This is a genomic window from Rhodoferax sp. SPJ21 (assembly GCF_058216335.1).
Genome location: NZ_JBYZMO010000002.1, coordinates 354,466 through 366,784 on the forward strand (window position 1 = coordinate 354,466; position 12,319 = coordinate 366,784).

Consider the following 12,319-nt stretch of genomic DNA (forward strand, 5'->3'; position numbering starts at 1 on the left):
TTGAAACAAATACGGCTATAGCGCACGTATTACCTGCGCATGTAGCTATAAATTAAATAGCAAATATGGTTTTAAAAATTTTTTGACCGCTGCTGACGCCTCGCCAGAAATCCACGGATCGCATGCGGACTTCTGTGTTGGCTATTCTTCTAAATCTTTTATTAATACATAGTAGTAGTAGTAAGCATGGGCCTTGTCTGTGGGTAAGCGGGTTTTTGGCTTTGTTATCAACAGCTTAGGCCGTGTACCTGGATGTGTGTGACCCTGCATTTTTGGTGTCACGCAAATATGAACAACTTTTGAAAACCATGATCTCCTGTGGATAACTACTGCGTTGTGCCAGAACTATCCACAGGCTTTTAAACATAGGATTTTTATGGCCTCCCCTTTGAAGATTGATTTCGTGTCTGATGTCTCCTGCCCCTGGTGCGTGGTGGGTTTGAAGTCGCTGGAACAGGCGCTGGAGCGTGTGGGTGACAGCATCCCGACGGAGCTGCACTTCCAGCCCTTCGAGCTGAATCCGCAGATGGCGCCCGAGGGCGAAGACACCAACGAGCACCTGGCCCGCAAATACGGCTCCACCCCCGAGCAAGCCGCTGCCAATCGCGAAAACATCCGCGCCCGCGGGGCTGAGTTGGGTTTTACTTTCCGTATGGACAAGCGCCACCGCATCTACAACACCTTCGATGCGCACCGCCTACTGCACTGGGCCGAGCTGGAAGGCAAGCAGCACGCGCTAAAGCAGGCTTTGTTTGACGCGTATTTCACCGAAGGCGAAGACCCCAGCTCGCACGCCTTGCTGGTGCGCGTGGCCGGGCAAGTGGGCCTGGACACTGCGCAGGCGCAAGCCATTCTGGAATCGGACACCTATGCCGACGAGGTGCGCGAGCGTGAGCGCTTCTATACCGACCACGGCATCCATTCGGTGCCCGCCATCATCATCAACGACAAGCATCTGATCTCCGGCGGCCAGCCGCCCGAGGTGTTTGAGCGCGCTTTGCGCCAAATTGCATCCGGGGAATGAGCGCCCGCCCGGCCAGCGCACCAAGCCAGCGCCAGTAGCCGGGTTGCGCCGCATTGTGTGCACATAGCTGGTGCACTTTGTACACAATCTGCTCTTTGTATTGAGCACATAAGTTGGCACGGCCTATGCATAGGGCATCCCTATGCAAGCCTCCACCCCTACCTCCTCGCCCTCGGCCATTGAAATCATCGCGCTGACCAAGCGCTATGGATCGGGTAAGCCGGCCGTTGACAGCATCAATCTGCGCATCGCCAGCGGCAGCTACTGCTGTTTGCTGGGCCCGTCGGGTTGCGGCAAGAGCACCACGCTGCGCATGGTGGCCGGGCACGAGTCGGTCAGCAGCGGCGACATCCTGCTGGAGAACCGCAACATCACCGACCTGCCTGCGGCAGAGCGTGGTACGGCCATGATGTTCCAGAGCTTTGCGCTGTTCCCCCACCTGTCAGCGCTGGACAACGTGGCCTTCAGCTTGAAGATGAAAGGCGTGGACAAAGCCCAGCGCCATGCCAAGGCCAAGGACTTGTTGGAACGTGTGGCCATGGGCCATCTGGCCGACCGTAAGCCAGGTGAACTCTCGGGTGGCCAACAGCAGCGCGTGGCCCTGGCCCGTGCGCTGATCACCCAGCCCAAGGTGCTGTTGCTGGATGAGCCTTTGTCCGCGCTGGACCCTTTCCTGCGCATACAGATGCGCGCCGAGCTGCGCCGCTGGCAAAAGGAGCTGGGACTGACCTTCATCCACGTGACCCATTCGCAGGAAGAGGCGATGGCGCTGGCCGACACCATGGTGGTGATGAACCACGGTTTGATCGAGCAAGTGGGTTCGCCGCACGAGGTTTACAACCGCCCTGCCAGTGAATTCGTGGCGCGCTTCATGGGCGGCCACAACGTACTGGATACAGCCGCCGGCAAGATTGGTGTGCGTACCGACCACATGCAGATCATTCCCGCCGAAGCGGCCCAGCCGGATGGCCCGCACAACATGCGTGCCGTGGTCAGCGACGTGGAATACCAGGGCACCTATGTGCTGCTGGGCCTGCAAAAACCCGGTGTGGCTCAAACCGCCAACAGCACCGCTGAATTTTCCGTGATGGTGTCCGAGGCGCAGTTTGCCGCCCGGCCCTACAGCGTTGCTGAAAAAGTCCAGCTGGCATGGGCCCCGGAGGCCGCCCATTCCTTGAGTTCTGTATCTGCCCCCGTTTCCGTTCCCGCCACGGCGTAAGTCGTTTTCTACTGTAACCCCCAGGAGTTTTCACCATGTCTGACGTACTACCCAAACCCACCAACGCCCTCGCTGCCACCATGCAGCGCCGCTCGCTGCTCAAGGGCACCGCAGGTATCTTGGCCACCGGCATTTTCCCGGCCGTGCACGCGGCGGACCCCATCGTGTTGCGCTACCTGGGCACGGCGGTGAACCAAGACAAAGAGATTGCCGACAAGTTCGAAAAAGACACCGGCATCAAGATCCAGTACGTGGCCGTGACCACCGACGACGTGACCAAGCGCGCCGTCACCGCACCCAATAGCTTTGACCTGATCGACTCGGAATACTTCTCGCTGAAGAACATCGTCCCCACCGGCAATCTGAAGGGCATCGACACCAAGCGCATCAAGAATGCCGACAAGATCACCAGCCTGTTCACCAAGGGTGAAGTCGGCGGCAAGAAGGTCGGCGACCAAGGTACCGCACCCAAGAAGGTGATCTACCTGGAAGGTGAGAAGAGCAAGAAATTCTCCGCCACGCCCACCCAGTTCATGAGCCTGATCCCCACCGTGTACAACGCCGACACGCTGGGCATCCGCCCTGACCTGATCAAGCGCCCCATCAGCTCCTGGGCTGAATTGCTGAACCCTGAATTCAAAGGCAAGGCCGCGATTCTGAACATCCCGTCCATCGGCATCATGGACGCCGCCATGGTGGTGGAAGCCATGGGCATCTACAAGTACCCCGACAAGGGCAACATGACCAAGAAGGAAATTGATTTGACCATCAAGACCCTGATTGAAGCCAAGAAGCAAGGCCAGTTCCGCAGCCTGTGGAAGGACTTCAATGAGTCCGTCAACCTGATGGCCTCCGGCGAAGTGGTGATCCAGTCGATGTGGAGCCCTGCCGTCACCGCCGTGCGCACCAAGGGCCTGGCCTGCACCTTCCAGCCGCTGAAGGAAGGCTATCGCGCCTGGGCTTCTGGCTTTGGTTTGCCCGCTACCTTGTCTGGCAAAAAGCTGGACGGCGCCTACGAGTTCATCAACTGGTTCCTGGACGGCTGGGCCGGTGCCTACCTGAACCGCCAAGGCTATTACAGCGCTGTGCTGGACACCGCCAAGTCCAAGATGGAAGCCTACGAATGGGCTTACTGGATGGAAGGCAAGCCTGCCACCCAAGACATCAAGAGCCCGCACGGCGACCTGCTGGCCAAGAAGGGCGAAACCCGCGACGGCGGCAGCTACGAAGACCGCATGGGCGGCATCGCTTGCTGGAACGCCGTGATGGACGAGAACGCTTACATGGTTCAGAAATGGAATGAATTCGTAGCTGCATAAGCTCACCCCCAGGCTTGCCCACTTCGTGTGGCCTCCTCCCCCCTTGCAGGGGGCACAACCAGCGGCCTGGCAAAGCCAGTTCCGCGGTTGTCCACGAAGGGGCTTGCTTCGCTCGCCGGTGGCACTACCGGGCTGTTAATAGGCCCCGGTTTTACCCCCTCTCCCGCGTGCGGGAGAGGGTTGGGGTGAGGGGTTTTCTGGTTAGCTGAATTTATAAGAAATCGGCCTGTAGCGCAGGTATTACTTACGCAAGCAGCTACTATTTTTATAGTAATTCTATTTCCAGATCAATACGAGATTAGGCGCGAAGCCGCAGACAGTGGTTTACCACGGCAAGGCGAAGCAACGACACATTCGGATTGATCTGGAAATGGAATAACGTGGACACACACCGATGAGCACACCTAGCGCACCACTTCCTTCGCCTACGGCCGCGCCGGGCCGCAGTATTGCGGCCTGGTGGCAGGCTTTGCCGTTGACCACGGTGTTTGTTTTGTTCTTTCTGGTGCCGCTGGCGCTGGTGTTGATGGTCAGCTTTTGGGACTACAACCAGTACGAACTTTTGCCCGATTTCACCTTCAAGAACTACGCTGCGATTTTTGAGGGCTGCCTCAGCGGGGGGGACGATATGTGCGTCACCTTCAAGACCTATTTGTCTACCTTCAAGTTCTGTCTGCTGGTCTGGCTGATCACGCTGGTGATTGGTTTTACCGTGTCGTATTTCCTGGCGTTTCACATCAAGTCCAGCGGCGTGCAGGTGGTGCTGTTTGTGTTGTGCACGATTCCGTTCTGGACCTCGAATGTGATCCGCATGATCGCCTGGGTGCCGCTGCTGGGGCGCAACGGCTTGGTGAACCAGGCGCTGCTGACTACGGGGCTGGTCGACAAGCCGGTGGAGTGGCTGTTGTTCTCCAGCTTCTCGGTGGTGCTGGCCTTTGTGCACCTGTTCACCACCTTCATGATCGTGCCGATTTTCAACAGCATGATGCGCATCGACCGCAGCCTGATCGAGGCCGCCAACGACAGCGGCGCCTCGGGCTGGCAAACACTGTGGAACGTGATCGTGCCGCTGTGCCGCTCCGGCATCATCATCGGCTCCATCTTCGTCATCACCATCGTGATGGGCGACTTCGTCACCATCGGCGTGATGGGCGGGCAGCAAATCGCCTCGGTGGGCAAGATCATCCAGGTGCAGACCTCGTACCTGCAGTTCCCGCTGGCAGCGGCCAACGCCATGATTTTGCTGGCCCTGGTCCTGATGATCATCTGGGCGCTGACCCGCATGGTCGATATTCGCAAGGAGCTGTGACATGAACCTGAACAAAAAACCCGCCGCCTTCTGGATCTTGGCGCTGATTTTTGTCGCCTATGTGCTGTTCCTCTACGGCCCCATGCTGGTGATCGTGGTGCTCAGCTTCCAGGGCCCCGAGGGCGGCTTGACTTTCCCGATGCGGGGCGTGTCACTGCACTGGTTCCACGAGCTGTTCAAAGGGCTTGGCGTGGTGGACATCGGCGCCGCATTGAAACGTTCGCTGGGCCTGGGCCTCATGGTGATGGCCTTGACGGTGGTGTTCTCGGTGCTGGCCGGTCTGGCGTTTCGCAAGAAGCTCAGCGGCGGCAGCATTCTGTTCTTCATCGTGGTGGCCAGCCTGATCATGCCGTCCATCATCGTGTCCCTGGGCATTGGACTGGAGTTCCGCCTGCTCGACAGCGGCATCAAGAAGGCTTTGGAATTTCTGGGCTGGCAAGACACGCTGGACAGCTATGGCACGGCCCTGGGCATTTACACCTCGGCCCTGGGCGCGCACCTGACCTGGACCCTGCCCTTCGGCCTGCTCATCATGTTTGCCATCTTCAACCGCTTCAACCCGTCGTACGAAGAAGCCGCCCGCGACCTGGGCGCTACGCCCTGGCAGACCTTCAAGCACGTGGTGCTACCGCTGATTGCACCTTCGGTAGTCGGCATCGGCATGTTCGGTTTCACCTTGTCGTGGGACGAAATCGCCCGTACCTCCCAGGCGATTGGCGACGTCAACACCCTGCCGCTGGAGTTGCAGGGTCTGACCACCACCGTCACTACGCCTTCGATCTACGCCATCGGCACGGTGACCACGGTGGTCTCGTTCATCGTGATGGGACTCACGCTGATGCTGGTATGGTTGTTGAAACCCGGTAAAAAATAAACCCATAGTGCATGCCTGGCCAAATGGCCGGGACGCCAACACAAAGGCCGTTGACAGTGACCCCATCCCCCGCCCCCGCGCTCAGCGACAACGAGATATACGAGCGCATCGTCTCCGCCATCCTGGACCACCGGCTGCAGCCCGGTACCAAGCTGGTGGAAGACAAGCTGGGCGCAGCCTTTGGCGTGTCGCGCACACGCATTCGCCCGGTGCTGGTGCGCCTGGCTAATGAGCAGATCGTCACCATCACGCCCAACCGTGGCGCCTGCGTAGCCCAGCCCACCGAGCAGGAAGCCCGCGAAGTCTTCGAAGCCCGCCGCCTGGTCGAGCCGCCGCTGCTGGAACGCTTTATGGCCCTGGCCACTGCCGACGATATCGCCACGCTCACGCGCTTCATTTCTGAAGAAGAGGCCGCGCGTGAAAGCGGCGACCTGCGCCACGCCATCCGCATGTCGGGCGACTTCCATCTGTTGATTGCCGAGCGCGCGGGCCAGCAGACCCTGGGCCGCATCCTGCGCGAACTGGTGTCGCGCACCTCGCTGATCCTGATGACCTGGGGCCCGGTAAGCCTGTCGGCCAGCAGCGCACGGGCCGGTGCCTGCGGCTGCCTGGAGCACCGTGCCGTGCTGGACGCCATCCGCCTGCGTGACATGAAAGAAGCCACCCGCTTGATGCGCGAACACCTAAGCCATCTGGAAGACCAATTGCAGTTCCAGACAGTTTCTGCCTCGCCACCTGACCTCATCGAGCTCTTCGGCCACGCCGCCTGAGCTATGAACACCCCCAGGCTCCAGTGCTAATGCACTTTCCGCCAACCCCCCTCGCATCGGTTTGTAAAAACCGATGCGACACGCAGGGGGCCATACCAGCAGCTCTGCAAAGCCAGTTCTGCGGTATGCCGCGCATGGTTGCTTACGTCAATAAGTACAAGGGTGGTGTTTTTCTCTCCGGTTTTCGAATCTCTCCGTTATGCGCCATCTCTTAGTCATCAATCCCAACACCAGCGACAGCGTGACCGGGCTGCTGCGCACCCATGTGCTGGCCGCCAGCGCACCCGATGTGGCCGTGCATACCGTCACCGCTCGTTTTGGTGCGCGCTACATCTCCTCGGAAGCCAGTTACGCCGTGGCCGGTCACGCCACCTTGGACGCTTGGGCCCACTGGTTGGCCCAGGACGGCCCGATGCCCGACGCCGTGCTGATTGGCTGCTTTGGCGACCCCGGCCTGCTGGCTCTGCGCGAGTGCAGCGCCGCACCCGTCATAGGCCTGGCCGAGGCAGCATTCATCGAAGCCGCGCAGCACGGCCGCTTTGCCGTGGTCACCGGCGGCGCCGCCTGGAAGCCCATGTTGCAGCGCCTGGCCTATAGCCTAGGTTACGGCGACAGTCTGGCCCACATCCATACCGTGGAAGCCACCGGCGCCGAGCTGGCGGCCGACCCCGAGGCGGCTTGTGCCCTGCTGGCCAAAGCCTGCAGCGAAGTTGCGCAAGCCACCGGCGTGCAGGCCGTCATCCTGGGCGGTGCCGGTCTGGCCGGCATGGCGGCACGGGTGCAAGGCGCGGTGGGTGTGCCGGTGATAGACAGCGTGCTGGCCGGCGCACGCCAGGCTCTACTCGCCCCGGCCGGCGCAGTGATGCGATCTGCACTGCCCGGTATTTGGACGGGTTTGTCGCCGGAACTGATGGCCCTGACCGGCAGCACATGAAGGCCATCTGAGGAACGCAGCAAACATCTGCTGCAGCGTACAAGCCATGCCAGTTGTTAAACATGGCGGCATGTTTTGGTAAACGGCCCATTTTCATCGTGCGCGTTTGTGAGTGGTACTAAGTAGTTCTTCGTGAAAGAGCCTTACAAGCAGGCTGTAAAACAGTACCAGCTTTAGAAAATTCGGGCTTTTGAACCTGCTGGCTGCGCGTAAATGCCCCGAACCCAGCATGCATATCCACGGCATGTATTTGAAGATGTTGGACTTTGCGCCGCACGGTAAGTGCCAAACCCTCAAATTTGATGGACTCTTACAAAATCCATAATCCACCATTAAAGTGATAAAAACATACTTTAAAATGAGGAAAAATGCGTTAATTTTTCATATTAAAGACAAATTCATCAATTTATGCTCTTGTTTGTTTGATTTTCATCAAGTTAAATACTGTCTGCAGTGCCCATCATTGCAGTCGCGGTCAAGTTGTCGGACGAAATTGTCGGCAATTGTTCTGGTCCAGCTCTTGCCGCATTTAGCAGTTATCAAACAGGAGACACACCATGACTGTTCCCGCCTCCAGCCATCCATGCTGGCAACGTCTTGCCAACGGCAGCATTACCCGCCTGAAAACTCAACATCTCGGGACCCAGTTGATGACCAAACGCATCGAGCGCAGCACGGACCCTATCGCTGTGAAGGCCAGTGAACTGCACGCCTACTTTTCAAAATGGGAAAGAGCGCTCCCAACAGAAGTTTCTCAACTTGCTTCTCTTTAATTGGAGTCCTTTATGAACGAACTCATTTCCGTAGCCGCAGCAGCTGAACTTATCCGTAACGGTGCTGCATTGAGCCTGGCTGGCCCCGAATCTGCATTAGATCAATTACCAGCAGGCAACTGGATTGGTGGCACCATCCCGTATTTCATGGTGGCCGACGGCGGTACCGTGGTGACTGAAGGCAAGGTATTTGTTACCGATCTGTCCAAGTTGGGACACATCAATATAGCCAACTATGAGCCGGCTGAACTCGCAGGCATTGTGGAACACGCACCCGAGAATGGTTTTTCCCTGACCATCATCCCTGCCGGGGGCCAAGCCCATCAACGCTTTGCAGCTGAAGCCTCCAACAATCCGGATGCTTTCCTGAAACCCACGGTGGGGTGGATCTCAGGTGTGCATCTTTCGGACCTGGGCCACATAAGCCCCAAGGTGTATGACGGCCGTAACGCCAGCAAATATGAAGACCGGGCGGTCGTGGCCTACGTCAGCTTGCCTTCAGACAAACTTGCCTCGGTAGAAATTGTCAACCTGTTTGAATCCGATGGCGGCGATTTGCTACAGTTTTCGGCAACGTCCTTCCAGGTTAGGGAATGTCTGGTGAACGGCAAGACAGTTGATTTTGCGCAGTACCTGCGCAGCAACGGCTTAAATGCAGGCAAGTTGCCCCTGGTTGGTGACTTTGCCGGCGCGCGTATCAATGCCTCCATACAAAACATCGATGACGCCAAAGGCGTGGTAAATCTATATGCCCCGGTGTTTCCCGGTGTGGATTACCACTTTGCCAAGCCAGTGCCAGACTATGCAAACGCCTTTCGGGCACGCCTGGCCGAGGTGGATTCCCAGGGCGTGGTCCTAGGCTGTAACTGCATTCTGAACTTCTTGTACGGGGAGCTGGAAGGCAAGGCCATCGGTGGCGTGCAAGGGCCAGTAACTTTTGGTGAAATTGCGTACCAATTGCTGAACCAAACCATGGTGATGATCCGTATTTCCTGATTCGTGGGAGGCTGAACCTAGGTTCAGCAATATAGCAATACGCTATAAAAATAAGAGCTGCTAGTGCACATTCAAATTGCGCTAGCAGCTTTTTTCATCTACAACAATAGATCTGTTTCAGATTGTTATTTGGGTCATAGGTCACAAAAAAGCGGTACCCAAGTGCGCCCATAATTTTGGCTCGCCTGCCTGGTGCGAGCCCCATGGGTCTGGCGCCATTCCAGCCCCTGTCCACGGGAACCGCATGACCAGCCTTTCAGACCTTACCGCCATCTTCGGCAATGGCCTCAGCCAACACGCCCGCCTCATCACCATCCAGGCCTCGGAAGCCAGTGGACTCAGTGCCGTTTTGTCGGTAGAACGCTTCACCGGCACAGAGGCAGTCAACGCCTTGTTCTGCTTTGATGTGGATGCCCTGTCGCTGTCCACCGACCTGCCGCTGGAATCCTTTCTGGGCGAAGAACTCACGCTGCGCCTGCTGCAGGCCGACGGTAGCCAGCGCGCCTGGCACGGGTACTGCACCGATGCCGCATGGCTGGGCACCGACGGCGGCGTGGCCCGCTACCGGCTGCGGCTGGAGCCCTTTCTCGCGTTCTTGCGCTTGCGCCGTGACAGCTACATCTTCCAGGACCAGACCGCCCAGCAAATCGTGGCCGAGCTGCTGGCCGACTACCCACAAGCCAGCCTGCAATGGCAAGCCAGCCAGACCCTGCAGCAGCGCGCCATCTGCACCCAGTACCGAGAAACCGACCTCGACTTCTTCACCCGCCTGCTGGCGTCTGAGGGCCTGAGCTGGTACTTCACCCACAGCCAGGAAGATGCGGCCAGCGGTGAGAGCAATGCCGACAGCAGCCTGCGCGCTCGCCACCAACTGGTGGTGTTCGACGCCGCCGCCGAGGCCCCGCCCTTGCCCGGCGGTTTTGAGAGCATCCGCTTCCACCGCATGGACGCCACCGAAGAGCACGACGCCATCACCGCATTCCGCGCCAGCCAAGCCGTGCGCCCCAACGCCGTGGTGCGCGCCAGCTGGCACCCCCAGCAGCTGTTGGCCCACGCCGCAAGCGCCAGCCAGCCGCCCGCAGCGCAAGCCGTGCCCACGCTGGAGGTGTTCGACGGCAGCGGCGAACGCCAGCTGCAAGACGCCGACCACGCCCACCGCCAAGCCCGCTGGATGCAGCAGGCCCTGGCGCTGGACAGCGTCACTTTCCATGGCGAAGGCGCGGTACGCCAGCTGCAGCCCGGCTTCAGCTTCCAGCTCACCCAACACGACGGCTATGCCGAAGACGGCAGCAGCAACGCCTTCAAGGTGCTGTGCGTGACCCATGCCGCCGTGAACAACCTGGATATCGGCATTGGCAATGCAGGTGGCTTGTCTGGTCTGCTGGCAAACATGCCCGCAGGTACAGAAAGTGGAACCTACAGCAACCACTTCAGCTGCGTACAGACCACGGTACCCATCGTCCCCCTGGCCGCCGCACAGCCTGCACGGCCCACCGCACCGGGCCCGCAAACCGCCATCGTCGTGGGCTTGCCTGACACCGCCGTCACCACCGACCGCGACCACCGCGTCAAAATCCAGTTCCCCTGGCAGCGCGGCACTCGCCCCCTGGCCGGGGGCCTGTTCGACACCGGCAACAGCACAGACACCCAAGGCAATGCCCCCGGCGATGACAGCAGCGGCACCTGGGTCCGCGTGGCTGAAGCCATCGCCGGCCCCAACTGGGGCAGCCAATTCACCCCGCGCATAGGCTCCGAAGTGTTGGTCAACTTCGCAGAAGGTGACATGGACCGCCCGGTGGTACTGGGCCAGCTCTATAACGGAGCCGACCTGCCGCCGTTCAGCGCCGGGCTGGACTCTGGCGTTAACCACGCTGGCGTCATCAGCGGCATGCACAGCCAGGGCCTGGACGGCCAGGGCTACAACCAATGGGTGGTGGACGACAGCACCGGCCAGCTGCGCATGCGCTTAGGCTCAAGCACCGCTGCCAGCCAGCTCAACCTGGGCTACCTGGTCAGCCAGGCCCCGAATAGCGCCCAGCGCGGCAGCTACCGGGGCAGCGGCTTCGAGCTGCGCACCGACGCCTGGGGCGTAGTGCGCGGCGGTGAAGGCGTGCTGCTCAGCACCCACGCCCGGCCCCAGCAAGGCACCAGCGTGGCATCTACCCAGATGGACGCCAAGGAAAGCCTGGCCCAACTCCAAAGCGCCCAGCAGCTCACCCAGGCCCTGGTCGATGCCGCCACCCACCAGAGCGCAGGCACCAGCCGCCAAGCCACCCAGGCCCATAGCGACTTCATCACCGCCATTGACCCGCAGCAAAAGGGCAAACACCCCGGCAGCGTCAACGGCCAGCAAGCGTTCAAAGCCGCAGCAACAGGAACAGGCAGCCGAGAACTCGATACCAGCGCCCCGGTCGAGAAGTTCGCCACCCCGCTGGTACTGCTGGAAACCCCAGCCAGCACCCACTGGGCCAGCCCGGCCAGCACCGCCATCTTTGCAGGCAACCAACTGCAATGGACCACCCAAAGCGACACCCACTGGGCCGCAGGCGCCACCCTCTCCAGCGTGTCAGGCGAGGCCACCAGCCTGTTCAGCCACGCAGGCGGCATCCAGGCGTACGCCGCCAACGGCCCGGTATCCGTGCAGGCCCATACCGATGCCCTGGAGATCCTGGCCGACCAGGCCGTCACCGTCATCAGCGTCAACGGCGACATCCAGATCCTGGCCAAGGACAAGGTCACGCTGCAGGCCGGGCAGTCGTCGGTGGTGCTGAACGGGGGCAGCATCACGTTTACCTGCCCGGGCACGTTCACCGTCAAGGGTGGGGCACATCCGTTTGAGGGGCCGGGGAATGACGCGGCTGAGGTGGCGAAGTTGCCGGATACGCGGGTGAAATTGTTTGATGAGCAGTTCCACTTGGTTCTTCCTGGTACTGATCATCCTATTGCAAACACACGGTATCGAATAACCACTTCAAGTGGAGAAGTTTTTGAAGGTGTAACTGATTCACAAGGATATACAGAACGTGTATTTACTGATGAAAAAGTTGATTTAAATATTGAAGTATTTGAATTTGATGAAGAAATCAATATAGGTGATTAAA

The 12,319-nt window shown here is 59.4% G+C and carries 10 protein-coding genes; all 10 read left to right on the forward strand.

The window, feature by feature from the left end; genetic code table 11:
- Positions 1 to 376 precede the first annotated feature (376 nt).
- The 10 genes from AC4BBN_RS09485 to AC4BBN_RS09530 all read left to right on the forward strand — a co-directional run bounded on the left by AC4BBN_RS09485 (position 377) and on the right by AC4BBN_RS09530 (position 12,318).
- A complete protein-coding gene (locus tag AC4BBN_RS09485) occupies positions 377 to 1,024 on the forward strand; it encodes a DsbA family oxidoreductase (RefSeq protein WP_490591741.1) in 648 nt (215 codons plus the stop codon).
- A gap of 142 nt (positions 1,025 to 1,166) precedes the next feature.
- Positions 1,167 to 2,243, forward strand: coding sequence for an ABC transporter ATP-binding protein (locus AC4BBN_RS09490; RefSeq protein ID WP_490591742.1), 1,077 nt, complete (start codon positions 1,167 to 1,169; stop codon positions 2,241 to 2,243).
- 35 nt (positions 2,244 to 2,278) lie between these two features.
- Positions 2,279 to 3,562 (forward strand): ABC transporter substrate-binding protein, encoded by a 1,284-nt coding sequence (locus AC4BBN_RS09495; protein ID WP_490591743.1) that lies wholly within the window; start codon positions 2,279 to 2,281, stop codon positions 3,560 to 3,562.
- A gap of 394 nt (positions 3,563 to 3,956) precedes the next feature.
- Entirely contained in the window at positions 3,957 to 4,871 is a 915-nt protein-coding gene (locus AC4BBN_RS09500; RefSeq protein ID WP_490591744.1) for an ABC transporter permease, read from the forward strand.
- A 1-nt stretch (position 4,872) separates the two neighbouring features.
- The gene (locus AC4BBN_RS09505) at positions 4,873 to 5,745 is read left to right on the forward strand and encodes an ABC transporter permease (RefSeq protein WP_490591745.1); all 873 of its coding nucleotides are present in this window, start codon (positions 4,873 to 4,875) and stop codon (positions 5,743 to 5,745) included.
- A 23-nt stretch (positions 5,746 to 5,768) separates the two neighbouring features.
- Positions 5,769 to 6,515: a GntR family transcriptional regulator gene (locus AC4BBN_RS09510; protein WP_490591746.1), complete on the forward strand. Its 747-nt coding sequence runs from the start codon at positions 5,769 to 5,771 to the stop codon at positions 6,513 to 6,515.
- Positions 6,516 to 6,714: 199 nt separating this feature from the next.
- Entirely contained in the window at positions 6,715 to 7,449 is a 735-nt protein-coding gene (locus AC4BBN_RS09515) for an aspartate/glutamate racemase family protein (protein WP_490591747.1), read from the forward strand.
- 557 nt (positions 7,450 to 8,006) lie between these two features.
- On the forward strand, positions 8,007 to 8,222 hold the full coding sequence (locus AC4BBN_RS09520) for a hypothetical protein (RefSeq protein WP_490591748.1): 216 nt from the start codon (positions 8,007 to 8,009) through the stop codon (positions 8,220 to 8,222).
- Between the two features lie 12 nt (positions 8,223 to 8,234).
- On the forward strand, positions 8,235 to 9,218 hold the full coding sequence (locus tag AC4BBN_RS09525; protein WP_490591749.1) for a DUF6976 family protein: 984 nt from the start codon (positions 8,235 to 8,237) through the stop codon (positions 9,216 to 9,218).
- Positions 9,219 to 9,462: 244 nt separating this feature from the next.
- A complete protein-coding gene (locus tag AC4BBN_RS09530; protein WP_490591750.1) occupies positions 9,463 to 12,318 on the forward strand; it encodes a type VI secretion system Vgr family protein in 2,856 nt (951 codons plus the stop codon).
- Position 12,319 lies beyond the last annotated feature (1 nt).